Below are 22908 nucleotides of genomic sequence, written 5' to 3'. Positions count from 1 at the left end.
GAGAAGTGTACGAACACGTCTTTGCTGCCATCAGCCGGAGTAATGAAACCAAAACCTTTAGACTCGTTGAACCACTTAACTTGACCTTTAATCTTTGCCATTTGCAAAATTCCTTAGACTGTTTTCTTCGCCTGCTGGCGTTTACCTAGATAAAACTGACACATAACTGCATGAGGCACTAATTTAAGGTTCGGCAGAGAAGCGGTATTCAACGACAACGTGTTTACTCAGGACTTCTTTACTGAAAATGCCACACATAAACAGAACTGTACCTCGTTTAACCCGAAACGTGTTATCACACACTACGTAAATAATGGCAAGCCATTTTTAAACGTGTCTCGATCGTTCGCACAAATTATAAGGTAATCATTTGATCGCCTGCACATTTATGCGTCTTTGCCGCCCCTGGCAAGGCGCTACAGCATCAGCCAATATCGCCCATTCGCTGCCTCATTACTGCAACTTTTTTACCATAGCTCAACAACTTCGCTTCGTCCAGGTATGTCCGTACACGAACTGCTGTGATGTAAGCGTCTGGTGGGCAACGGTGAATATTGATGCGCATAATTCGTTATAACTCCAGACTAAAAATCGCTAAGCCGTGCCAGTGTAGTGATAATAAAACCTGTTAGTCGTCACGCTAAAAATAGTGCTAATTCTGCACCTTAATAATGAAAAAAAGATGACAGTGTCACGTTACCCAACAATAAACGCGGCGAGAATGACTTTATTTACAGCGTGTAATAAAGAGGATATTGCACTAAGAAAGGAATAATGGAATAAGAATAAGATATTACCGCCCGCTATCATGCAGGTGCGCATCTTATGATGCACACCTGTCGGGCGCCTTAACGTTCAGCTACCAGGCGGATAAACTCATCCTCCCCTTTCGCCTTGCCGGCGACGGTCGGCTCAGCCACATCCTCTTTCTCTGGCGCATTAGCTTCGCACAGGCGACGTAACAGCGCATTCTGCCGCTTTTGCTGATCCAGCAGCGCTTGCAGCAGCTCTATCTGCTCATTCGCCCGCGAACTGGCGCGGTTGACGAAGAACCATAACAACAGACCGACAAGCAGCAGCGCCACGGACACAGCCAGCGATGCCAGATTTAAAATCCCAGGATTTAGTAACTCACTCATTTCACCACCTCAAAGAGAAGGCGTTCATTCTACCACCCGCGGCGCAGAAGGAAATCAGTCGGCAGAAAAATGTCTTACCACGGAATAAATTTATTAATAGTGCAAATGCCGCTGAAAAACTGAACATCCTGGTCGCACATTACGTTAAGCATCTGAGTCCACAGCAACAGGCAGCCTGCTATGATGACTATCAGTAAAACCCACCGTAATTTTTTCACTCCACTCTCCGCATCAGTACGCAATGTCGCCAGGATAGCACGGCCTTCTTAAACCGCGGCTAACTGTATTACGAAAGGTAAGTTTAGGAATCATCGACTTGTTTCAAAACGTGTTCGTGTCAAAATCACGCCAGGGATCATACAAATAATGAGGCATCAATGCGATTAATCATTCGTACTATTATCTTGGTGGCTATCTTATGGATTGGCGTATTATTGAGCGGTTATGGGGTGTTATTCCACAGTGAGGAAAACGTCGGCGGTCTGGGTCTTAAGTGCCAATACCTCACCGCCCGCGGAGTCAGCACCGCACTTTATGTTCATTCCGACAGCGGAGTGATCGGCGTCAGCAGTTGCCCTTTGCTGCGTAAAAGCACAACCGTGGTTGATAACGGCTAACATCGAACCGGCGATCGCGACGTAGCGCCGCGGTCGCCAACCCCGTTATCCGCCGCCTCAGAACGGATAGTCGTTGTATCCCATTTGTTCAGAAATCTTACGCGCCGCCTGATGGAGCATCGCCACGTATTCATGCAAGCGTTCTTCAGAGAAACGTAGCGTTGGGAAAGAGATGCTCAGCCCGGCGATGACCACGCCGAAACGGTCAAACACCGGCACGCCAATGCAGCGCAGCCCCTCTTCCTGTTCCTCATTATCCTCGCCATAGCCCTGCTCGCGAACGCCATCCAGCACTTTTAGCAACTCCTCGGTGCTGGTAATGGTCCGCTCGGTGCTGCGCTTATACTCCACGCCGTCGAGGATCTGCTCCACTTCGCTGCGATCGCGCCATGCCAGCAGCACCTTGCCAATCGCGGTACTGTACAGCGGGTTGCGGCGGCCAATACGCGAGTACATCCGCAGGTTATACATCGAGTCAATTTTATGGATGTAGACGATACTGTCTTCATCCAGCGCCCCAAGATGGATGGTCTCTTTCGTCAGTCGCGAAAGTTCGCGCATCTGAATATCGGCGCTGCGCACCAGGTCGACGTTCTGCAGCGCGCGCGCGCCCAGTTCGAACAGCTTGAGGGTGAGAGAGTATTTCTCAGACTCTCCTTCCTGTGCCACATAGCCCAGTGATTTCATGGTCTGTAAAAAGCGATAAACGGTGCTTTTCGACATCATGACGCGCTGGGACAGTTCGGTAATGCCAATTTCACGCTCTTCACCCAGCGCCTGTAGGATGCCAAAAACCTTCAATACCGAAGAGACAGAATCTGGCTGTTTATCCAAATCTGCACCTGCCATTTATCACCTCGTCGTAACTGTTTTATAAAAATTAGAACCGGTTTTTATTATAAATTCGCCGCCTCTGAGCCGCAATCATTCTTCTGCCACTTCGTTACAAATCTGCGACATACTGCGAATTAATCAATGCTAAACTCATCATTCAAAAAACCGTTTCATTTAAGACTCATATTCACCATGGATAAAAATTCTTCTGATGGCGTGCCGTTGCCGCAACGCTATGGCGCCATTCTGACCATCGTGCTTGGGCTGACCATGGCCGTGCTCGACGGGGCTATCGCCAACGTCGCGCTGCCGACTATCGCCAGCGATCTCAACGCCTCACCGGCGGCTTCAATCTGGATCGTTAACGCCTACCAAATCGCCATTGTCATCGCCCTGCTGCCGCTCTCCTTCCTCGGCGACATGGTCGGCTATCGGCGTATCTATAAGATAGGCCTGGTGGTGTTTATCTTTACCTCGCTGGCCTGCGCGCTGTCGCGTAGCCTCGAAATGCTAACCTTCGCTCGCGTCGCGCAGGGATTGGGCGGCGCCGCGCTGATGAGCGTCAACACCGCGCTGATCCGTCTGATTTATCCGCAGCGCTTTCTTGGTCGCGGCATGGGCATTAACTCCTTTGTCGTTGCCGTCTCTTCGGCGGCAGGCCCGACTATCGCCGCAGCGATCCTCTCCCTCGCCTCATGGCAATGGCTGTTTTTAATTAACGTGCCTCTCGGCATCGTCGCCTTTGTTCTGGCCATGCGCTTTCTGCCGCCCAACAGCGCGCGCAGCAAAATCATCCGCTTCGATCTGCCGAGCGCCATTATGAACGCCCTTACCTTCGGGCTGCTGATCACCGCCCTGAGCGGTTTCGCCCAGGGGCAGTCCACTCAGCTGGTGCTGGCGGAGGTCGCCGCTATGCTGGTGGTGGGGTTCTTCTTCGTTCGCCGCCAGCTCACGATGCCCGTCCCCCTGCTGCCGGTCGACCTGCTGCGTATCCCACTCTTCTCTCTCTCTATCTGCACTTCCATCTGCTCCTTCTGCGCGCAGATGCTGGCGATGGTCTCTCTGCCCTTTTTTCTGCAGTCGATGATGGGGCGCAGCGAAGTGGAGACGGGTCTACTGCTAACGCCGTGGCCGTTAGCGACCATGGTGATGGCGCCGCTGGCCGGCTATTTGATCGAGAAATGTCATGCCGGGCTGCTGGGGGCTATCGGTTTGCTGATTATGGCCTGCGGCCTGTTCGGCCTGGCGCTGCTGCCCTCGTCGCCCTCCGATCTGGATATCATCTGGCGCATGGCGCTGTGCGGCGCCGGCTTCGGGCTGTTTCAGTCGCCGAACAACCATACCATCGTCGCCTCGGCTCCGAGCCATCGTAGCGGCGGCGCCAGCGGCATGCTGGGCACCGCTCGCCTGCTCGGACAGAGCACCGGCGCGGCGCTGGTGGCGCTGCTATTCAATTTGCTCGGTAACAACGGCACCCACACCGCCCTGCTGCTGGCCGGCACCCTGGCTATCGTCGCCGCGCTAATTAGCGGTCTGCGGGTCACTCAGCCGCGCGCAGCCTGACGGACGGTAAAAAAAATCCGCAGCTTGCGGGCTGCGGATTGTCGTTTTCAGCGTCAGAAGATGGATTATTTCAGATATTCACCGCTACGCAGGGCTTCAATGCGCTTATCCAGCGGCGGGTGGGTCATAAACAGTTCGCTCATGGATTTCGCTTTACCGTTAATGCAGAACGCCATCATGCTGCTGGCTTCCTGCGGCTCATAGCTGGTTTTCAGACGCTGCAGGGCTGCAATCATCTTCTCGCGGCCTACCAGACGCGCCGAGCCGGCGTCAGCATGGAACTCACGGTAACGCGAGAACCACATGGTGATTATGCTGGCCAGAATACCGAACACCAGCTCAAGCACCGTGGCGACAGCGAAGTAGATCAGCGGGTTGCCATTGCTGCTCTCCCCTTCATCTTCCCGGTTGCCGCCGAGGAAACCGGCCGCAATCTGCGCGATAACGCGGGAGATAAAGATAACGAAGGTGTTCACCACCCCCTGGATCAGGGTCATGGTAACCATATCGCCATTGGCGATGTGGCTGATTTCATGGGCAATGACCGCTTCCGCTTCATCACGGCTCATGTTTTGCAACAGCCCGGTGCTGACGGCGACCAGCGAGGCGTCACGACGCGCGCCGGTGGCGAAGGCGTTAATGTCAGGCGCGTGATAGATAGCTACCTGCGGCATGGCAATACCTACCTGCTGCGCCTGCTGCGCAACGGTATTCATCAGCCAGCGTTCCGTTTCGTTGCGCGGCTGCTCGATCACTTCCCCACCCACTGACTTCAGCGCCATCCACTTCGACATCATCAGCGAAACGATAGAACCACCGAAGCCGAACAGCAGGGCCATAATCAGAAGACCGGTCATGCTGCTGGATTGGATCCCCGTGAGGCTTAACACCAGCCCGAACACGACCATCACTGCCAGGTTCGTCAGCAGGAAAAGCGCGATTCGCATCATAATTTTCTTTTTACCTCGATTTAACAAAACGCACTATGCGATTACCCACATCGTATGGGTCAGGCTGCAATTTTCAACCATCAGCCCCCGCTAAGTCACGATAAAAACACAACTTTACATTTTGTAGCATCTTGCTGACAGCGGCAGCGCAGGTTGACATTTTGTTAGATGAGCTGAATGGCGATGACAACGCGCACAAAAAAAACGGGCACCTCTCAGGGTGCCCGTTAGCAACTTATTTGCTGGCCGGCGGTTCCACCGCCGGGCGCGCTTTTTCCAGATGCGCCAGGTCTACCGCGATATGGACCGTTTCATCAAGATACGGATCCGGCTCCTGGTAATCCTTCGGCAGATCGTCCAGTTTTTTCAACGGCGGCTTGCCTTCGCGTTTCAGGCGATCGTTAATCCGCGCCAGACGAATCGCATCATCTTCTTCGTTCTCTTTCTCACGCTGGGCGTAGTTCAGAGAGACGATGTTACGTTTGTCCTTCATCGCGTTATAACGGGCAATATCCTTCATGATGTACTGGAATTCAGGATCCTGCGCAATACGCTCGTCGTGGCGCTTGAGCAGCTCCGGTCCAAACGGGGTCAGATCCCCGGACTTCACATAGGTGGCCGCGTTGATGCTATCCCACGGCAGCGCGTTGTCTTCATACTGCTCGCCGGTTTCGCGATCTTCATTGCCGGTTGGCATCATGATATCCGGCGTCACGCCTTTGCGCTGCGTACTGCCGCCGTTAATACGATAGAACTTCTGGATGGTGTACTGGACGGAACCCAACGCCGGCCACTCCGGACGCAGCATTTGATCGTAAATACGATTCAACGAGCGATACTGCTGTACCGTCCCTTTACCGAAGGTCGGTTCGCCAACGATCAGCGCGCGGCCATAGTCCTGCATCGCTGCGGCGAAGATCTCAGACGCCGAGGCGCTAAAGCGGTCAACCAGCACCACCAGCGGCCCTTTGTAATAAACCACGCCATCGTTGTCGCTGTCTTCGCGCACTTTGCCATTATTATCCCGCACCTGCACCACCGGACCGGACGGAATAAACAGACCCGAGAGCGATACCGCCTCTGTCAGCGCTCCGCCGCCGTTGCTGCGCAGGTCAATGATGATGCTGCTGACGTTCTGTTTTTCCAGCTTCTGCAGCTGCACTTTCACGTCATCGGTCAGGCCAACGTAAAAGCCTGGAATATCCAGCACGCCGACTTTTTCTTTCCCGACGGTTTTCACCGACATCTTCACAGCACGGTCTTCCAGACGAATGCGCTCGCGGGTCAGCGTTACAATACGCGTCTTGGCTCCTTTACCGGCCGGCAGGATTTCAAGACGAACCTTGCTGCCCTTCGGCCCTTTAATCAGCGCCACGACGTCATCCAGACGCCAGCCGATGACATCAACCATCGACTTCCCGGTCTGGCCAACGCCAACGATGCGATCGCCGACGCTGATCGCTTTGCTTTTCGCGGCTGGACCGCCCGCCACCAGCGAATTAATGACGGTATAGTCATCATCCATCTGCAGCACGGCGCCGATCCCCTCGAGTGAGAGGCTCATTTCGGTGTTGAACTGCTCGGTATTACGCGGCGACAGATAATTTGTGTGCGGATCGATTTCGCGGGCGAAGGCGGTCATCGCCAGCGAGAAGACATCTTCGCTGTTGGTTTGCGCCAGGCGACGGATAGCAAACTTATAGCGACGGGTTAAGGTGTCGCGGATCTCTTTATCGTCTTTACCCGCCAGCTTCAGGCTTAACTGGTCAAACTTAACCTTAGCGTCCCACAGCTTGTTCAGCTCGGCCTCGTCTTTTGGCCACGGCGCTTTGGAGCGGTCAAGGTTGAAATTATCATTGCCGGTAAAGTCCATCGGACGTTCAAGCACCTTCAGCGCATACTGATAGCGCTCGAAGCGGCGCTGCTGCCCCAGGTTGTAGAGGTCGTAAAAGACATCCAGTTTCCCGCTGCGCAGCTCATCGCCAATTTGGTCTTTTTTAGCCGCAAACTTCGCCACATCGCTGGCCAGCAGCACATTGTGGCTGTAGTCCAGCAGGTTCAGATAACGGTCAAAAATCTTTGCCGAGAAGGCGTTGTCGAGATCAAACTGACGGTAATGAGAGCGGGTAAAGCGCGACGTCACGCGCTCGCTTACCGTCGCGTGCTGCGGCTCTTCTTTCAGCACGGGGATTTGATCTGCGCGGGTTATGTCATCAACAGCGAATGCATGGCCTGCTATTGCCAGCAGGCCCGCAAGCGCGGTGATTTTAAAAAATGTGTTCATGCCTGGCCCGGCCTCCGTTTCAGAACACCAGGTGTTCTGCGCGTACAATCATTGACATACCAGAAGTCAGCTGTACACGAACGCCATCTTTGGTGATTTCCAGAACGGTGGCGTCCATGGCGTTATTGCCTGCTTTTACCTTCAGCGCCTGGCCGACGGTCAGAACGGAAACATCCGATACCGGAGTAAGACGCTCTTCACGCGGGGCTTTGGCCGCAACAGGACGCGGTTTACGCTGTTCAGCGCCTTCTTTACGACGCGGCTGCTGAGGACGCGGTTTACGCTCGCGGCGAACGCCTTCATCCTGCTGGCCTGCGGCCGCAGCGGCTTCGCGTTTTTTCGCCTGCTGGGCTGCGCGCTGCGCCTGAACGCGAGCTTTCGCTTCTTCCAGCTGCTGACGCGCATGGGCAATGTGCTGCTCTTCCAGTTCGCCGCACGGATTGCCATCCAGGTCAACGCGAATAGCGCCGGCTTTTACGCCGTACAGATAACGCCAGCTGGACGTGTAGAGACGTAATGCAGCGCGAAGCTGGGTCTTGCTGAGATTCATCTCACCACCCACTCGCTCAACGAGATCCTGAAAAATTCCGATTTTCAGGGGGCGCGCTTCACCTTCAGCGCTAAAGCACTGCGGGAAACGTTCGGCCAGAAAGGCGATAACTTCTTTACTGCTATTCAACTTAGGTTGATTTTCCATGAAATTTCCTGATTACAACGGACGTAGCCAACAAGCCGCAGGCATGAACAGGCGACATTATAATGACGTCCTCGCTAAATGCTACGTTATCCGTTGATTATCCCACGACACGGGTAAAGATTTTTTGATAATCCGTGGCCGCAATGAGTTTTTCCAGATGCTCGACCAGCGTGCGCAACCCCTGCTCATCTTCAGCGGTGAAGCGCCCGTAAGCCGGACTATCGATATCCAGCACGCCGATAATCTGGCCATTCACGCGCAGAGGGAAGACAATTTCCGAATTACTGGCGGCATCACAGGCAATGTGGCCGTCAAAGGCATGGACGTCCTCGACGCGCTGGACCTGAGCCTGCGCCACCGCCGCGCCGCATACGCCTCGCCCGACCGGGATCCGCACGCAGGCCAGTTTGCCCTGGAACGGTCCCAACACCAGGGTATCGCCTTCCAGAAGGTAGAAACCGGCCCAGTTGACCTCGCTCAGCCGCTCGAACAGCAGCGCGCTGGTATTGGCGATCATCGCCAGAAAACTGGTTTCACCTGCCATTAATGCCTGGAAATCGCGGTTCAGATCCGCGTAAAATTCTGTTTTGCTCATTATATCTTCACTTTGTTGTCTTACTGCCTGATACGTACAGCCTACTAAAATAAGCATTAAATGCGCTTGGGCTCAAGATGAATTCATTCATAGGTTAAGATAGTGAGATACATTCATTCCTGTACGTAATAAATGCCGATAAAAACACCCACCCTCAAACCTGCGAAAAAGATGGTCGTGCATACCGTCAGCACGCCGCTTCCCTATGCGCATTATCAGCGCTGTACGCAGTGTGACATGCTCTTCCGCTTACCGGTGCTCAAACGCAACCAAAGCGCCTGGTGTCCGCGCTGTAACGCGAAGGTGCGCGATGGTCGCGACTGGTCGCTGACCCGCCTGGGCAGCATGGCCCTCGCGATGCTATTGCTCATGCCTTTCGCCTGGTCTGAACCTCTGCTGCGCCTGCATCTGTTGGGCGTACGCATCGACGCCAACGTCCTGCAGGGGATCTGGCAGATGACCGCGCAGGGCGATCCGATTACCGCCGCCATGGTACTGTTTTGCGCGGTGGTCGCCCCGGTGCTGCTGGTGGTCTCCATCAGCTATCTCTGGCTGGGCAATGTGCTGGGGATGAACCTGCGGCCGGTGCTGCTGATGCTCGGCAAGCTTAAAGAGTGGGTGATGCTGGATATCTATCTGGTGGGCATCGGCGTCGCCTCCATCAAGGTGCAGGATTACGCCTTCCTGCAGCCGGGCATCGGTCTGGTGGCGTTTATCTCCCTGACGTTGTTGAGCATCCTGACGCTTATTCATATGAACGTCGAAGAGCTATGGGAGCGTTTCTATCCCGAGCGTCCGGCGACCCGCGCCGATAATAATCTGCAGGTGTGCACCGGCTGTCATTACACCGGCTATCGCGACGCGCGCGGCCGCTGCCGACGCTGCCACACGCCGCTGCATCATCGCCGACCGCAGAGCCTGCAGCGCAGCTGGGCGGCGCTGATTGCCTCGCTGGTTTTCCTCTTTCCGGCCAACCTGTTGCCAATCTCCATCATCTACGTCAACGGCGCGCGCCAGGACGACACGATCCTCTCGGGGATCATCTCCCTGGCCAGCAGCAATATCGCCATTGCCGGGGTCGTGTTTATCGCCAGTATTTTGGTGCCATTCACCAAAGTTATAGTGTTATTTACCCTGCTGCTCAGCATACAATTCAAGTGCGAGCAGGGATTGCGCACCCGCATCCTGCTGCTGCGGCTAATCACCTGGATTGGCCGTTGGTCGATGCTGGATCTGTTTGTTATCTCACTCACCATGTCGCTAATAAATCGCGATCAGCTCCTCGCCTTCACCATGGGGCCGGCTGCGGTTTACTTTGGCGGCGCGGTAATTTTAACTATTCTTGCAGTTGAATGGCTGGACAGCCGCTTACTTTGGGACGCACATGAGTCAGGAAACGCCCGCTTCGCAGACTGAAGCCAGAATAAAAACCAAACGCCGTATTTCGCCATTCTGGCTGCTGCCGGTCATCGCGTTGCTGATTGCCGCCTGGCTAATCTGGACCAGCTTTGACGACCGCGGATCGACGATTACGATTGATTTCCAGTCCGCGAACGGCATCGTGCCGGGACGGACGCCGATCCGCTATCAGGGGGTTGAAGTCGGCACCGTCCAGGATATTAGCCTCAGTAAAGATCTGAGTAAGATTGAGGTTTCGGCCAGCATCAAACGCGATATGAAAGATGCGCTGCGCAAAGAGACCCAGTTCTGGCTGGTCACGCCGAAAGCCTCTCTGGCCGGCGTATCGGGCCTCGATGCGCTGGTGGGCGGGAACTACATCGGCATGATGCCGGGCAAGGGTGAACCCGAAGATCACTTTGTCGCCCTTGACACCCAACCTAAATACCGCATCAACAACGGCGAGCTAATGATCCACCTGCAGGCGCCGGATCTTGGCTCTCTGAACAGCGGCTCGCTGGTCTACTTCCGAAAAATCCCGGTCGGGCGGGTGTATGACTATTCCCTGAATGCCAATAATCAGGGGGTGACCATCGATGTGCTAATTGAGCGCCGGTTTACCAATCTGGTGAAAAAAGGCAGCCGCTTCTGGAACGTCTCAGGCGTCAAGGCCGACGTCGGCCTGAGCGGGGCCAAAGTGCAACTGGAGAACCTGTCCGCGCTGGTGAACGGCGCCATCGCCTTTGACTCCCCCGCCGATTCGCATGTCGCCTCGCAAAACGATGAATATCACCTGTATGAAGATCTGGCGCATAGCCAGCGCGGCGTGGTGGTGACCCTCGATCTGCCTGATGGCGATGGACTGAAAGCGGGCTCGACGCCGCTCATGTATCAGGGGCTGGAGGTAGGCCAGTTAAGCAAACTGAATCTAAACCCCGGCGGCAAAGTTACTGGCGAGATGACCGTCGACCCGAGCGTGGTGACGCTGCTGCGGGAGAAAACGCTGATTCAGATGAAGAAGCCGAAGCTCTCCCTCGATAACCCCAGCATTAGCACCCTGCTCACCGGCAATACCTTTGAGCTGGTGCCCGGCGAAGGCGAGCCACGCAATCACTTCTCGGTAATGCCGGCGGATAAAGCGCTGCTGGATGAGCCCAACGTCGCCACCGTTACCCTCTCGGCGCCGGAGAGCTACGGCATCGACGGCGGTCAGCCGCTGGTGCTGCACGGAGTAAAAGTCGGCCAGGTGCTGGAGCGTAAACTGACGGCCAAAGGGGTAACCTTTCAGGTTGCCATTGATCCTGAATACCGCGATCTAATTCACGGCGACAGCAAATTTGTGGTTAACAGTCGTCTGGACGTCAAAGTGGGGCTCGACGGCGTGCAGGTGCTGGGCGCCAGCGCCAGCGAATGGGTGAACGGCGGGATCAGGGTGATCCCCGGCGAAAAAGGCAAAATGCAAAGCAGCTATCCGCTGTACGCTAACCTTGAAAAGGCGCAGGAAAATAGCCTGAGCGAAGTGCCGACCACTACCCTGAGCCTGTCTGCTGAGACGCTGCCTGACGTTCAGGCCGGCTCGGTGGTGCTGTATCGTAAATTCGCCGTCGGCGAGATCATCGCCGTCAAACCGCGCAAGGATGCATTCGATATCGATCTGCATATCAAGCCGGAGTACCGCTACCTGCTGACCAACAACAGCGTCTTCTGGGCGGAAGGCGGTGCGAAGGTCAAGCTTGACGGTAACGGACTCACCGTGCAGGCCTCGCCGCTGGCGCGCGCGATCAAAGGGGCGATCAGTTTCGATAACCTCAATGGCAGCAGCGCCGGAGCACGGCTGAATAACAAACGTATCCTTTATGCATCTGAAACGGCGGCGCGCGCCGTGGGCGGCCAAATCACCCTGCACGCGTACGACGCCGGGAAGATGGCGGCCGGGATGCCGATTCGTTATCTCGGCATCGACATCGGTCAAATCCAGTCGCTGGAGCTAATCACCGCCAAAAACGAAGTGCAGGCGAAAGCGGTGCTCTATCCGGAATACGTCGGCACCTTCGCCCGCGCCGGGACCCGCTTCTCGGTGATCACCCCGCAAATCTCCGCCGCGGGCGTGGAACATCTCGACACCCTGTTCCAGGCCTACATCAACGTTGAGCCCGGCCGCGGCCCGGCACGACGCGATTTTGAGATCCAGGATACGACGATCAGCGATTCGCGTTATATCGACGGCCTGAACATCGTGGTGGAAGCGCCGGAGGCGGGGTCGCTTGGCATCGGTACGCCGGTCCTGTTCCGCGGACTGGAAGTCGGGACGGTTACCGGACTGTCGCTGGGGTCGATGTCTGACCGGGTGATGGTTAAGCTGCGCATCAGTAAGCGCTACCAGTACCTGGTACGTAATAACTCGGTGTTCTGGCTGGCCTCGGGTTACAGCCTCGACTTCGGCCTGATTGGCGGGGTGGTGAAAACCGGTACCTTCAATCAGTTTATCCGCGGCGGGATCGCCTTTGCCACGCCGCCGGGCACGCCGCTGGCGCCGAAGGCCCAGGATGGCAAGCACTTCCTGCTGCAGGAGAGCGAGCCGAAAGAGTGGCGGGAGTGGGGCACCGCTCTGCCGCAGTAATGCCCCCTTCTCCCGCCCCGGGCAACGCCGGGCGCGGGGAGAGGATAAACCGCACGCCCCGGTGTCACGCGCCGGGGCGTTTGTGCTAAACTGCGCACCCTTTTTTTCTGTGGTGCGCTGCCCGTGGCTGAAAATACTGTCTATTTCCCTGAAGCGTTTCTCGCTCAAATGCGCGCGGCGATGCCAGCGCATCTCTCTTTCGACGACTTTATCGCCGCCTGTCAGCGCCCGCTACGCCGCAGTATTCGCGTCAATACGCTGAAGATTAGCGTCGATGATTTCCTCTCTCTGGTTGCCCCCTACGGCTGGCAGCTCGCGCCGGTGCCCTGGTGCGCAGAGGGATTCTGGATCGAGCGAGAGGATGACGACGCGCTGCCGCTGGGCAGTACCGCCGAACATCTCAGCGGGCTGTTCTATATTCAGGAAGCCAGTTCGATGCTGCCGGTCGCCGCCCTGTTCGCCGATAACCGGCAGCCCGAACGGGTGATGGACGTTGCCGCCGCCCCGGGATCGAAAACCACCCAAATTGCAGCCCGAATGGGCAACGCGGGCGGCATTCTCGCCAATGAATTCTCCGCCAGCCGGGTGAAGGTGCTGCATGCCAACATCAGCCGCTGCGGCATCAGCAACGTCGCTCTGACCCACTTCGACGGCCGGGTTTTTGGCGCGGCCTTGCCCGAAACCTTCGATGCCATCCTGCTTGACGCCCCCTGCTCCGGCGAAGGGGTTGTACGTAAAGACGCCGACGCGCTGAAAAACTGGTCGCCGGAGAGCAACCTCGACATCGCCGCCACTCAGCGCGAGCTTATCGACAGCGCCTTCCATGCTCTGCGCCCTGGCGGGACGCTGGTGTATTCCACCTGCACCCTGAATCGTGAAGAAAATCAATCGGTCATTGAGTGGCTGCTGTCCCGCTATCCGCAGGCGGTGGAGATCCTGCCGCTGGGAGAGTTGTTTCCCGGCGCAGCCGACGCCTTAACCGCGGAAGGTTTTCTGCACGTTTTTCCGCAAATTTACGATTGCGAAGGCTTCTTTGTCGCGAGGTTGCGCAAAACTGCGGCGATCGATCCGCTCCCGGCGCCAGGCTATAAGGTCGGTAAATTCCCGTTTACGCCGCTGAAGGACCGGGAGGCCGCCGCGGTAACTGCCGCCGCCAGGGCTGTTGGCCTGGAGTGGGATGCAGGCCATACGCTGTGGCAGCGGGATAAAGAGCTGTGGCTGTTTCCGCTGGCTTTGGAGCCCCTGTTCGGCAAGGTGCGCTTTTCTCGCATCGGCGTGCGCCTGGCGGAGCTGCACAATAAGGGGTACCGCTGGCAGCATGAGGCGGTTATCGCCTTTGCCGCGCCGCAGCGCGCCTTCGAGCTGTCGCAGGAGGAAGCGGAGGAATGGTATCGCGGGCGCGACGTCTATCCGCAAACCGCGCCTGGGCAGGATGAAACCATTGTGACCTTCCAGGGCGTCCCGCTGGGCCTGGCGAAGCGCGTGGGCTCCCGACTGAAGAACAGCTATCCGCGCGAACTGGTGCGCGATGGAAAACTTTTTGCCGGCAAGGTGTGAGGCCGCGCAAAAAATGCGCACTTTTTGACTGGCGCTTTTCGCCCCATTGACTACGCTGAAAAATAACGGCCATAACTGGTCGTACCACAACTCAGCTGAAAAATGGGGTGAAGCGATGAGTAAAACCAATGTCCGCATCGGCGCGTTCGAAATAGACGATGCCGAACTGCACGGTGAGCATCAGGGTGAGCGAACGTTAAGCATACCCTGCAAATCCGATCCAGACTTATGTATGCAGCTTGACGCCTGGGATGCCGACACCAGCGTGCCCGCGATTCTCAATGGCGAACATTCCGTTCTCTACCGTAAACATTACGACCGCCAGTCCGATGCCTGGGTCATGCGCCTTGCCTGACACCAATGAACCCGTCGCCTGAGACGGGTTATTTATTTCCCCGTCCCGCCGTCATCCCCTACACTAAATAGTATGTGAACCCGAGCATGAGGCCAGGATGTTTGCCTTAGTGTTGTTTATTTGCTATCTGGATGGCGGCTGCGAGGACATTGTGGTTGACGTCTACCGCGAGGAAACGCAGTGCTTAGTGGCGATGGAGGATCAGCGGATCCGCCACGGTGGCTGCTACCCGATAGAAGATTTTATTGATGGCTTCTGGCAACCCGCCAGCGAATACAGCGACTTTTAGCCTGCCGACTGCAGCGCCACCAGCGTCAGCATCCCACCAAACACAGCGCCCGTATCAATATAGTGTTGATTATCGTGGTCATAACGCGCCTGAAGCGGCGTATGGCCAAACCAGAAATGGTCTGCGCCGGCAATAGCGCCATGGCGCCCCGCCAGGTGTTCACTCAGACGATGGCGGCTCCATAGTACCCGTTGGGGATCCACCGGCTGCTGCCAGCGATAGACCGGCGCCGGGTAATCGGCGTGGGCGATCACATGCCGCGCTTTCCCGCATTCCACTTCAATAATCAACGGTAGCCGCCGACAGTGCGCCAGCAGCCGATCGACGTCGGCCCGCTGCCGCGCATCACCCTTGACGTACCAGTCGCCACCGTTCATCTGCCAGAGCCGCATATCTCCGCTCTCCAGCGCCTCCAGCGCCATCTGCTCATGATTCCCCCGAACGGCCCTGAACCAGCGACAGCGCAACAGGCCAAGACAATCGGCGCTCTGCGGCCCGCGATCGATCAGATCGCCCACCGAGATCAGCAGATCGGCCCAGGGATCAAAACGCAACTGACGCAGGCGATTCATCAGCAGCGCAAAGCAGCCATGCAGATCGCCCATCAGCCAGATATTACGCCAGTCGCTGCCGTTAATACGTTGATACATATAATTACCTCTCAGCGGTAATTATAGGTAATTCCAGCAAAGGTCCACGGAATTTAATTTACACCTCAATCAATTTTAAACAGACGGCAAATATAGTCCGCCAGAGGATTAAGCTTGTCAGTGGCTCGCTTTAAAATAGGGGGAAATCACAACGAGGTGTTTATCGTGACAGACAATAGCCTGCATTCATCCGGCGTGCTAGCGCCGCGCTCGCATCTTATTGCCGATCTGGTGATGGGCAGATTGACACCTGCCCCCATCTGGCGGCAAAAAAATTACCGCTTTAAGTTTTTGCTGCGCACGGCCCTATTTTATAACGCCACCAGAGCGATGCTGGAAGCGCTCAGCGCTCGGGATGATTTTAATCAGCTGCTGGCCGCGCAGGCTACGCTGCCGGGCAAAGTACACCGTCAATATCTGACCCGCGATCTCAACGCCTGGCAGCGGGCGGTGGCGGTAATCAACCATTATCGCTATATCGACACCCTACGCGGATCGCGGCTGGCGCACGCTATGACCGCGGTGTCTGAGGTCCCGCTGCTGACGTTAAACGGAAAAGAGGACCGCCGGTTTACTCTTTATGCCTCCTCGGCAGGCAAAGCCGAACGTGAGGGTGAAACCACTCTGTGGCTGCGCGACAGCGACCACACCCTGCTGGCCAGCGCCACCTTCAGCGTAACCCGTGATCACGATGCCTGGCAGCTGGTTATCGGCGGTCTGCAGGGGCCACGACGTCACGTTTCTCATGAGGTGATTAAGCAGGCGACTCGCGCCTGCTACGGCCTGTTTCCGAAGCGCCTGCTGCTGGAGTTTATCTGGCAGCTGGCCGCTCGCAGCCAAATCGCGGCTATTTACGGCGTCAGCGATAACGGTCACGTGTTCCGCGCCCTGCGCTATCGCCTGAGCAAAGGCCGCCATTTCCACGCCAGCTACGACGAGTTCTGGCAGTCTATCGACGGCCAGCCGGAAAGCCCATGGCGCTGGCGGCTACCGCTATGTCTGGAAAGAAAATCGCTGGAGAGTATCGCCAGTAAAAAACGGGCTGAATATCGGCGGCGATTCCAGCTGCTGGATCAGCTGACGGAGCAGGTGGCAATATTGACGCAGCGGCATGCCGGTGACTAAATTGCACTGTCGGTGAAGCCGAATTACAACATGGCGTTTGCTTATTATGTCAATATTTCGCTACTATCAGGGTCCCCGAAGGCCACCGGATAGTCGCTTGCATAATGAGTAAAACCGAAATTTTTCTGCTGATTATTCTGGCGGTCATTCTGCTCGGGAGCATATGGTTTATTTTCAGCGATGAAATTTGGCTATTGCTCTGCTATCTGGAAAGCCAGATATACCCTACATTCAGCGTTCCGCAATAATATTTTCCGCCCGCAAAAGTGCTCGTGCTTATTATTTATGCCACCTCGTCAGCCGGCGAGGTGTAATCGCATGAATTGCCAAATCGTTTAGATTTTGCTTATTTTATTTATCATACAAATATGTATACTAGCAGGCTTCCGATGTTGGCCCGCCAGTTAACCTGCACGCCGGGCCTGTTTAGGTGCAGGTTTTTTCTTTTCTCCGCCCTCGTTTACGGTTCCACCGTTGCCACCTCCCCTTCCACAGGATGCGATTTATGTGTAAATGAATTGTGTATGCTAAAAACGGTGTGCTATAACGGGACATCCAGAGGCCAGCGGGTGTTTGACTGACAGGATGTCGCTGGCTCTTGGGAAAGAAGACAGATAAAGATAAAAAGAGACCGAATACGATTCCTGTATTCGGTCCAGGGAAATGGCTCTTGGGAGAGAGCCGTGCGCTAAAAGTTGGCATTAATGCAGGCTAAGTCGCCTTGCACTATAAGAATAGTTTAACGCGTCAGCTTTTCCAGTCCGCGGCCAAAGTGGCTGCATAATTCCTGGAAAGGGGGCCTCTGCCAGCGAAAAAACCGCCACTGCCGTTGTCCGGCAAGGGCGGTTTTTTTGATGTTATTACAGCAGGATAGCGAGAAAGTTTAGCAGAGCTTCTGCGCTCGCTCGATAAAGGGCGCGAGGCTCATTTTTTGTCCCGGATGCTGCGGATCGTCGATCTGGATCACTGAGATCGGCTGCGCGGTGGTTTTGCCGGCTTTGACCTGCTGCTCAGCCACCTCATTGAGCGGATACTGAACCAGCGTGCTCGGGTTGATGGCGTAAAGCGCGTTACCCGGTCGACAGGTCAACATAACCTCTTCCCGGTTGAACGCCCAGCTCTCCTTCCCCACCTCAAAACGGCTCACGGTGATAATTTGCGGCGCTGCCAGAGCAGCCCCGGAGCTTGCCAGTAACAACATGGTCAGAACAATTTTTTTCATGATTTTGCCAGTTAATTCAATAAGGTTCCCAGGTGGCAAACAGACTGACGGCCAGCAGCGCCAGCGCGCCCAGCCCTATTTCAGCCTGCGTGGTTCGCAGGATCAGGCTTTCCGCCTGCGAACCGCTTGCCGACATGCGCGGTACCAGAACATACCTGTTCACTAACGCAATTACCACCATCCCGGCGACCAGCGCACATTTGATCAACAACATGCGTCCCCACGGCGATGCGCCAATCAATCCTCCCTGGATCAACAGCGCATTGAGCGCTCCGCTGGCAATCGTGCCGGCGACGGCCAGATGCCCGTAACGTGAAAAGCGCGCCATGGTATAGACCGCGGCCGGCCGCCAGCGCCCCTGCGCCAGGCGCAGGCAATAGATAAAGGGCAACAGACCGCCAAACCAGCTGGCGACGCAGAAGAGATGCACAGCGTGGTTTGTCCGCTGCAGCACGCCGGTGAGACCATCGTGCATAGCGGCGTGCCCTACCCCGGCGGAAAGCAGCAGCTGTGCCGCCAGCAGGGCCACCAGCTGGCGGGCGCCGTGACGGGGACGGATCCACACTACCGCAAGCGCGATCCACGCCAGTAGGATCTGCCAGATCCACACTCCACCAAAGTGGGTCCCGGCCACCGCCTGCCAGACGGCGGGTCGCCAGACATCCGTCCAGCCCTCGCCCATTATTCCTCCCTGCAGGAGATACAGCGCCAGCGTAGAGATCGCGCCGATCAGCAGCAGCGGGCGCAGTAGTGGATAAAAGCGCAGCATCAGCACGCGTCTCAGCGGTACCGGCGCCCACCAGGCGCCATACAGCACGCAGCCAAAAGCCAGCATCAGGGAGATAAAGTGCCCAAAGCGCAGGGTAATATAGAGCCCGGTCAGCATCGCTTACTTCACGCTAAAGGTATATTGCCCTTTGGTTTTATGACCATCCACCGAGACCACATGCCATGCCACGGTGTACTCTCCCGGCGGCAAGGCTTCCGCCAAAGGTAACGTGACCTCGGCGGGATTATCGGCGCTGCGGGTCAGTTTTCCGGTAGCCACCGCATGCTGCTGCGGACCGGTGACGGTCACGCCGCTGAATGCGGGTTCAATACCTTCGGAAAAACTGAGCGTCAGCATCTGTGGGGAAGCTGAAAGCTGCGCCCCGGCGGTCGGGATCTGCTGCTGCAGGTGAGCGTGGGCGAAGGCGCCCGCCGCGGTTAACATCCCGGCAAGCGCAACGGAGAGACGCAACGCGCGTCCAGCAAGAAGTCGCATATTCGTCATTCCCTTTTGTTATGTCTGTAGCACAGAGAATAACCCTGTATAATGCCAGAGTCGAGCCAGGCATCTGGCCCTGACCGGATTTATAAGCAGAGTGGAGTGGATGATGGAAAGAAATCTGGCCAAAATTTCGCAAGATGAGATGGATAAAGTCAATGTCGATCTCGCCGCCGCCGGCGTTGCTTTTAAGGAACGGTACAATATGCCGGTGGTCGCTGATTTAGTCGAGCGTGAACAGCCTGCACATCTGCGCGACTGGTTCCGTGAACGACTGATCGCCCATCGGTTGGCCTCCGTCTCCCTTTCGCGACTACCGTGGGAGCCGAAACAGAAATAATGCGTGCTCGCCTCCTCCCCGTCGGTTGGAAAGCCCGACCAATTCCATTACGCTATTTGTTTTGCTCTGGAGCGAGCCATGCTGCGCGTCATTGATACCGAAACCTGCGGCCTGCAGGGGGGCATCGTTGAAATCGCCTCGGTCGATATAGTCGACGGGCAAATTACCAATCCCATGAGCCATCTGGTGCGTCCCGATCGGCCCATCAGCCCGCAGGCGATGGCTATCCACCGGATCACGGAAGAGATGGTCGCCGATAAGCCGTGGATTGAGGAGATTATTCCGCACTATCATGGCAGCCCGTGGTACGTCGCGCATAACGCCAGCTTCGATCGCCGGGTGTTGCCGGAGATGCACGGCGAGTGGATCTGTACGATGAAGCTGGCCCGACGCCTGTGGCCGGGAATCAAATACAGCAATATGGGGTTATATAAGTCACGTAAGCTGAACGTGACTACGCCGCCGGGACTGCATCACCACCGGGCGCTGTATGACTGCTATATCACCGCCGCGCTGCTGCTGGATATCATCAATGTTTCCGGCTGGACCCCTGACGAAATGGCCGATATCACCGGTCGGCCGGCGCTGCTGACTACTTTTACCTTCGGCAAATACCGGGGTAAGGCCGTCGCCGAGATTGCTGAAAACGATCCAGGCTATCTGCGCTGGTTATTCAACAATCTCGACCGCATGAGCCCCGAACTGCGCCTGACGCTCAGGCATTACCTCGGGGAATAGCCCCTACACTGCCGCTTTTCCCGGCAGTGTCCCCTGCGCCAGAGCGATGAAAAAGGCGTACTCCAGCGCCACCCCTTCATAGCTTTTAAAGCGCCCGGATTTTCCGCCATGTCCGGAATCCATATCGGTGCAGAGCAGCAGCAGGTTATCGTCGGTTTTCAGTTCCCGCAGTTTCGCCACCCATTTAGCCGGCTCCCAGTATTGCACCTGGGAATCATGCAGACCGGTAGTCACCAGCATGTGGGGATAGGCCTGCGCCCTCACGCCGTCATAGGGACTGTAGCTTTTCATATAGTGATAATAGGTTTCATCCTGCGGATTTCCCCACTCTTCAAATTCACCGGTGGTCAGCGGAATAGTTTCATCCAGCATGGTGGTCACCACATCGACGAACGGCACCTGGGCTATCACACCATGGAACAGCTCTGGCCGTTCATTCACGGCCACGCCCATCAGCATTCCGCCGGCGCTGCCCCCCATGCCGTAGCAAAGCCGCGGATCGCCGTACCCCTGGGCAAGCAGCGCGTCACAGACGTCCAGATAGTCGTTGAAGGTATTTTTCTTACACAGGAATTTACCGTCTTCATACCATTGCTGACCCAGCTCGCCGCCGCCGCGGACGTGGGCGATGGCGTAGACAAAGCCGCGGTTGAGCAGGCTCAGCCGGCTGGCGCTGAAATCGGCATCGATACTCTCGCCATATGAGCCATAGCCATAGACCAGCAGCGGGTTGCTCCCTTGGCGAAAATGTTCGCGATGGTAGACCAGAGAGACCGGGACTTCGACGCCATCGCGGGCGGTCACCCACAGATGTTCGCTCTGGTAGCAGCTCGTATCCAGCCCCTTTACCTCCTGCTGTTTGAACACTCTTCGTTCGCCGGTATCCATATCCAGTTCAAACAGCGTATCCGGCGTAGTCATGGAGGAATAGCCGTAGCGCAGTCGCGACGTTTCGGGCTCCGGATTATAGGCAAGCCAGGTGACATAGACCGGATCGTCAAAAGCGATCCCCACCACCTCCCGGGTCTTGCGGTTAATTTGCCGCAGACTGGTCAGGCCACGCTGACGCTCTTCCACAACCAGCCAGTCGGTAAACAGGGTAAATCCTTCGAGCATCACGTCGTGACGCGGCGGGATCAGCGTGGTCCACTGTTCTTCATCACGCAGCACGGTACGGTAGAGGCCGAAATTCTTCCCCTCCCGGTTGGAACGAAGATAGAAAGCGTGCTGATAGTGATCAAGACTGTATTCATGATCTTTACGCCGTGGCAGAAAGCAGACCGGCTCGGCGTCTGGCAGTTCGGCGTTGAGCAGCAGCACTTCGCTGGTGGTGGCGCTGGAGAGATAAATTACCACGAACTGCTGGGAGGTGGTTTTATGCACGCTGACGTAGAAGGTCTCATCTTTTTCCTCGTAGACCAGCGCGTCGCTCTGCGCCGGTGTCCCGACGGTGTGGCGCCAGACCTGATAAGGGAGCAGCGTGGTGGGATGTTTACGCACATACCAAACAAAGCGTGAATCGTTGCTCCAGGCAAAGCCGGAGGTAACATTTTCGAGGATTTCCGGGTACCACTCGCCGTTGCTGAGGTCGCAAAAGCGCAGGCCGTACTGGCGGCGGGAAAGGTAATCTTCCGCCACCGCCATTAGCTGGTTGTTGGGCGCAATGCCCAGTCCGCCCAGGGTGTAGAACTCGCTCTTCGCCGCCCGCTGGTTGGCATCGAGCAGGATCTCCCACTCATCCCACTCTTCTTTCAGCACCGACTGCCGCTGGTAGATAGCGTATTCGCAGCCCGGCTCATACACCTGACGGTAGCGAAAGCCGTTTTTACTGTAGGGGGCAGAGACTTCCCGCTGCGGAATGCGGTCGATAATCTCCTTCAGCAGACGCTCCTGCAGGCTGAGCTGCGAATCCATCACTTGCTTGCCGTAAGCGTTCTCCGCGTGCAGATACTCCAGCACGTCAGGTCGCGCGCGCTCATCGTCGCGCAGCCAGTAATAATTATCGATGCGTGTATCGCCATGCAAGGTCATGGCGTGAGGGATCCGTTTAGCTTTAGGTGGCATGTTATTCTTCTGCTGCTTTATCGTGACACAAGAGCATTCAGGGCGCAGGGTGGCGCCTGAATGATGACGTGTCTATAAGGGTGGCAAAAGACGCGAGCGATGCAAGCGAAACGTGATGATTTAGACGCTTAGCGCTTGTTTTTGTGACTGGATATCCTGTTCTATATCGGCCCGGACATCTTTCGGCAGCGCCAGGGCGTCTCCCAGCGCATTAAGGTAGCTACGCTCCATAAAATGGTCGATATCAATCACCGCGCAGCTGACGTAGTAGATCTCCAGCGCCTCCTGCGGGTCGATGATGCCCTCGGCGAGACGCTGCGGATCCAGCGGCTGGGCCAGCGCCTGGTCAATTAGCACCCGGGCCTGAACGTCAATATTGGCCGCCCGCAGCTGAGTTTCAATATTCGCCCGCTCGTGGTCATCAATATGACCGTCGCTTTTCGCGGCAAATACCAGGGCCGTGATCAGCCGCACGCTGCGCGGATCGACCTCCGCCGGCGCCGCTGCCGTCTCAGGCGCCTGGGCGGATGTATTCTGCGCGCGCATTTTCTGCTGATACTTGTTCCATAACACCGTGCCCGCCACCGCCCCGCCGCCTGCCAGC

The 22908-nt window shown here is 56.4% G+C and carries 23 protein-coding genes and 3 pseudogenes; 11 read left to right on the top strand and 15 right to left on the bottom strand.

All coding sequences use genetic code 11. The annotated features are described in order from the left end of the window. The 4 genes and pseudogenes from cspE to mgrB form a co-directional block, all read right to left on the bottom strand. A pseudogene (gene cspE / locus KHQ23_RS12205) lies at positions 1 to 101 on the bottom strand (transcription antiterminator/RNA stability regulator CspE); the annotation flags it as partial. An 85-nt stretch (positions 102 to 186) separates the two neighbouring features. After that, positions 187 to 258: pseudogene (locus KHQ23_RS12200) on the bottom strand (DUF2627 domain-containing protein); the annotation flags it as partial. A 590-nt stretch (positions 259 to 848) separates the two neighbouring features. After that, entirely contained in the window at positions 849 to 1139 is a 291-nt protein-coding gene (locus KHQ23_RS12195; RefSeq protein WP_002911374.1) for a YebO family protein, read from the bottom strand. Positions 1140 to 1213: 74 nt separating this feature from the next. Next, positions 1214 to 1357, bottom strand: coding sequence for a PhoP/PhoQ regulator MgrB (gene mgrB / locus KHQ23_RS12190; RefSeq protein ID WP_002911375.1), 144 nt, complete (start codon positions 1355 to 1357; stop codon positions 1214 to 1216). Between the two features lie 159 nt (positions 1358 to 1516). On the opposite strand from mgrB, the gene KHQ23_RS12185 reads away from it, so the two are divergent. Beyond that, positions 1517 to 1756, top strand: coding sequence for a YobH family protein (locus KHQ23_RS12185; protein WP_004145533.1), 240 nt, complete (start codon positions 1517 to 1519; stop codon positions 1754 to 1756). Between the two features lie 57 nt (positions 1757 to 1813). Here KHQ23_RS12185 and kdgR read toward each other — a convergent pair whose 3' ends face one another. Then, complete coding sequence (kdgR, locus tag KHQ23_RS12180) at positions 1814 to 2605, bottom strand: DNA-binding transcriptional regulator KdgR (protein WP_002911378.1); 792 nt, start codon at positions 2603 to 2605, stop codon at positions 1814 to 1816. Between the two features lie 177 nt (positions 2606 to 2782). Between kdgR and KHQ23_RS12175 the strand changes: the two genes are divergently transcribed. Beyond that, positions 2783 to 4153 (top strand): MFS transporter, encoded by a 1371-nt coding sequence (locus KHQ23_RS12175; protein WP_002911379.1) that lies wholly within the window; start codon positions 2783 to 2785, stop codon positions 4151 to 4153. A 65-nt stretch (positions 4154 to 4218) separates the two neighbouring features. On the opposite strand, the gene htpX is transcribed toward KHQ23_RS12175, so the two are convergent. The 4 genes and pseudogenes from htpX to KHQ23_RS12155 all read right to left on the bottom strand — a co-directional run bounded on the left by htpX (position 4219) and on the right by KHQ23_RS12155 (position 8679). Next, positions 4219 to 5103 carry a protease HtpX gene (htpX, locus tag KHQ23_RS12170; protein ID WP_002911381.1) on the bottom strand — a complete coding sequence of 295 codons (885 nt, stop codon included), beginning with the start codon at positions 5101 to 5103 and terminating at the stop codon, positions 4219 to 4221. A 235-nt stretch (positions 5104 to 5338) separates the two neighbouring features. Beyond that, positions 5339 to 7387 carry a carboxy terminal-processing peptidase gene (gene prc, locus KHQ23_RS12165; protein ID WP_004145536.1) on the bottom strand — a complete coding sequence of 683 codons (2049 nt, stop codon included), beginning with the start codon at positions 7385 to 7387 and terminating at the stop codon, positions 5339 to 5341. A gap of 19 nt (positions 7388 to 7406) precedes the next feature. Next, on the bottom strand, positions 7407 to 8084 hold the full coding sequence (gene proQ, locus KHQ23_RS12160; protein ID WP_002911385.1) for an RNA chaperone ProQ: 678 nt from the start codon (positions 8082 to 8084) through the stop codon (positions 7407 to 7409). 81 nt (positions 8085 to 8165) lie between these two features. After that, a pseudogene (locus KHQ23_RS12155) lies at positions 8166 to 8679 on the bottom strand (GAF domain-containing protein). A gap of 132 nt (positions 8680 to 8811) precedes the next feature. Between KHQ23_RS12155 and yebS the strand changes: the two are divergent. The 5 genes from yebS to KHQ23_RS12130 all read left to right on the top strand — a co-directional run bounded on the left by yebS (position 8812) and on the right by KHQ23_RS12130 (position 14898). Next, positions 8812 to 10095, top strand: a complete 1284-nt coding sequence (gene yebS, locus KHQ23_RS12150; protein ID WP_002911387.1) for a membrane integrity lipid transport subunit YebS — start codon at positions 8812 to 8814, stop codon at positions 10093 to 10095. Then, positions 10064 to 12697 carry a PqiB family protein gene (locus KHQ23_RS12145; protein WP_002911388.1) on the top strand — a complete coding sequence of 878 codons (2634 nt, stop codon included), beginning with the start codon at positions 10064 to 10066 and terminating at the stop codon, positions 12695 to 12697. The genes yebS and KHQ23_RS12145 overlap by 32 nt, the downstream gene beginning before the upstream one ends. 123 nt (positions 12698 to 12820) lie before the next feature. Next, complete coding sequence (gene rsmF / locus KHQ23_RS12140) at positions 12821 to 14254, top strand: 16S rRNA (cytosine(1407)-C(5))-methyltransferase RsmF (protein ID WP_004148845.1); 1434 nt, start codon at positions 12821 to 12823, stop codon at positions 14252 to 14254. A gap of 115 nt (positions 14255 to 14369) precedes the next feature. Next, positions 14370 to 14609, top strand: a complete 240-nt coding sequence (locus KHQ23_RS12135) for a YebV family protein (RefSeq protein ID WP_002911393.1) — start codon at positions 14370 to 14372, stop codon at positions 14607 to 14609. Between the two features lie 97 nt (positions 14610 to 14706). Then, positions 14707 to 14898, top strand: coding sequence for a YebW family protein (locus KHQ23_RS12130; RefSeq protein WP_002911395.1), 192 nt, complete (start codon positions 14707 to 14709; stop codon positions 14896 to 14898). On the opposite strand, the gene pphA is transcribed toward KHQ23_RS12130, so the two are convergent. Next, positions 14895 to 15548, bottom strand: coding sequence for a protein-serine/threonine phosphatase (gene pphA / locus KHQ23_RS12125; RefSeq protein ID WP_023280291.1), 654 nt, complete (start codon positions 15546 to 15548; stop codon positions 14895 to 14897). The genes KHQ23_RS12130 and pphA overlap by 4 nt on opposite strands. A 156-nt stretch (positions 15549 to 15704) precedes the next feature. Between pphA and KHQ23_RS12120 the strand changes: the two genes are divergently transcribed. Further along, positions 15705 to 16673, top strand: a complete 969-nt coding sequence (locus KHQ23_RS12120) for a VirK/YbjX family protein (RefSeq protein WP_004151446.1) — start codon at positions 15705 to 15707, stop codon at positions 16671 to 16673. 104 nt (positions 16674 to 16777) lie between these two features. Beyond that, positions 16778 to 16921, top strand: a complete 144-nt coding sequence (locus tag KHQ23_RS12115) for an Ecr family regulatory small membrane protein (protein WP_002911398.1) — start codon at positions 16778 to 16780, stop codon at positions 16919 to 16921. A gap of 635 nt (positions 16922 to 17556) precedes the next feature. Here the strand turns inward: KHQ23_RS12115 and KHQ23_RS12110 are convergent. Genes KHQ23_RS12110 through yobA form a run of 3 tightly spaced genes read right to left on the bottom strand, consistent with a single transcriptional unit; the run spans position 17557 to position 19159 of the window. Then, complete coding sequence (locus tag KHQ23_RS12110; RefSeq protein ID WP_002911404.1) at positions 17557 to 17895, bottom strand: YebY family protein; 339 nt, start codon at positions 17893 to 17895, stop codon at positions 17557 to 17559. Between the two features lie 16 nt (positions 17896 to 17911). Next, a complete protein-coding gene (gene copD / locus KHQ23_RS12105) occupies positions 17912 to 18781 on the bottom strand; it encodes a copper homeostasis membrane protein CopD (RefSeq protein ID WP_023285313.1) in 870 nt (289 codons plus the stop codon). Between the two features lie 3 nt (positions 18782 to 18784). Continuing rightward, the gene (yobA, locus tag KHQ23_RS12100; RefSeq protein ID WP_023285314.1) at positions 18785 to 19159 is read right to left on the bottom strand and encodes a CopC domain-containing protein YobA; all 375 of its coding nucleotides are present in this window, start codon (positions 19157 to 19159) and stop codon (positions 18785 to 18787) included. 112 nt (positions 19160 to 19271) lie between these two features. Between yobA and KHQ23_RS12095 the strand changes: the two genes are divergently transcribed. Further along, positions 19272 to 19502, top strand: a complete 231-nt coding sequence (locus KHQ23_RS12095) for a DNA polymerase III subunit theta (RefSeq protein ID WP_002911406.1) — start codon at positions 19272 to 19274, stop codon at positions 19500 to 19502. 78 nt (positions 19503 to 19580) lie between these two features. Further along, positions 19581 to 20240 (top strand): exodeoxyribonuclease X, encoded by a 660-nt coding sequence (gene exoX / locus KHQ23_RS12090; protein WP_002911407.1) that lies wholly within the window; start codon positions 19581 to 19583, stop codon positions 20238 to 20240. Positions 20241 to 20243: 3 nt separating this feature from the next. On the opposite strand, the gene ptrB is transcribed toward exoX, so the two are convergent. Continuing rightward, positions 20244 to 22304 (bottom strand): oligopeptidase B, encoded by a 2061-nt coding sequence (ptrB, locus tag KHQ23_RS12085; protein WP_211776882.1) that lies wholly within the window; start codon positions 22302 to 22304, stop codon positions 20244 to 20246. A gap of 120 nt (positions 22305 to 22424) precedes the next feature. Further along, positions 22425 to 22908, bottom strand: a 484-nt coding sequence (locus KHQ23_RS12080) for a tellurite resistance TerB family protein (RefSeq protein WP_211777051.1), incomplete at its 5' end; no start/stop codon positions are given.

The sequence above is a fragment of the Klebsiella sp. 64 genome (genome assembly GCF_018223915.1).
Classification (GTDB): Bacteria; Pseudomonadota; Gammaproteobacteria; order Enterobacterales; family Enterobacteriaceae; genus Klebsiella; species Klebsiella pneumoniae.
Note: the sequence above shows the minus strand (reverse complement) of the source record. Positions and strands in the feature narration are given on the sequence as shown.

Coding starts and splice junctions, on each gene's coding strand:
- KHQ23_RS12195 (WP_002911374.1), bottom strand. CDS start 1,139: ATGAGTGAGTTACTAAATCCTGGGATTTTAAATCTGGCATCGCTGGCT.
- KHQ23_RS12185 (WP_004145533.1), top strand. CDS start 1,517: ATGCGATTAATCATTCGTACTATTATCTTGGTGGCTATCTTATGGATT.
- kdgR (WP_002911378.1), bottom strand. CDS start 2,605: ATGGCAGGTGCAGATTTGGATAAACAGCCAGATTCTGTCTCTTCGGTA.
- KHQ23_RS12175 (WP_002911379.1), top strand. CDS start 2,783: ATGGATAAAAATTCTTCTGATGGCGTGCCGTTGCCGCAACGCTATGGC.
- htpX (WP_002911381.1), bottom strand. CDS start 5,103: ATGATGCGAATCGCGCTTTTCCTGCTGACGAACCTGGCAGTGATGGTC.
- prc (WP_004145536.1), bottom strand. CDS start 7,387: ATGAACACATTTTTTAAAATCACCGCGCTTGCGGGCCTGCTGGCAATA.
- proQ (WP_002911385.1), bottom strand. CDS start 8,084: ATGGAAAATCAACCTAAGTTGAATAGCAGTAAAGAAGTTATCGCCTTT.
- yebS (WP_002911387.1), top strand. CDS start 8,812: ATGCCGATAAAAACACCCACCCTCAAACCTGCGAAAAAGATGGTCGTG.
- KHQ23_RS12145 (WP_002911388.1), top strand. CDS start 10,064: ATGAGTCAGGAAACGCCCGCTTCGCAGACTGAAGCCAGAATAAAAACC.
- KHQ23_RS12135 (WP_002911393.1), top strand. CDS start 14,370: ATGAGTAAAACCAATGTCCGCATCGGCGCGTTCGAAATAGACGATGCC.
- KHQ23_RS12130 (WP_002911395.1), top strand. CDS start 14,707: ATGTTTGCCTTAGTGTTGTTTATTTGCTATCTGGATGGCGGCTGCGAG.
- pphA (WP_023280291.1), bottom strand. CDS start 15,548: ATGTATCAACGTATTAACGGCAGCGACTGGCGTAATATCTGGCTGATG.
- KHQ23_RS12115 (WP_002911398.1), top strand. CDS start 16,778: ATGAGTAAAACCGAAATTTTTCTGCTGATTATTCTGGCGGTCATTCTG.
- KHQ23_RS12110 (WP_002911404.1), bottom strand. CDS start 17,895: ATGAAAAAAATTGTTCTGACCATGTTGTTACTGGCAAGCTCCGGGGCT.
- copD (WP_023285313.1), bottom strand. CDS start 18,781: ATGCTGACCGGGCTCTATATTACCCTGCGCTTTGGGCACTTTATCTCC.
- yobA (WP_023285314.1), bottom strand. CDS start 19,159: ATGCGACTTCTTGCTGGACGCGCGTTGCGTCTCTCCGTTGCGCTTGCC.
- KHQ23_RS12095 (WP_002911406.1), top strand. CDS start 19,272: ATGGAAAGAAATCTGGCCAAAATTTCGCAAGATGAGATGGATAAAGTC.
- exoX (WP_002911407.1), top strand. CDS start 19,581: ATGCTGCGCGTCATTGATACCGAAACCTGCGGCCTGCAGGGGGGCATC.
- ptrB (WP_211776882.1), bottom strand. CDS start 22,304: ATGCCACCTAAAGCTAAACGGATCCCTCACGCCATGACCTTGCATGGC.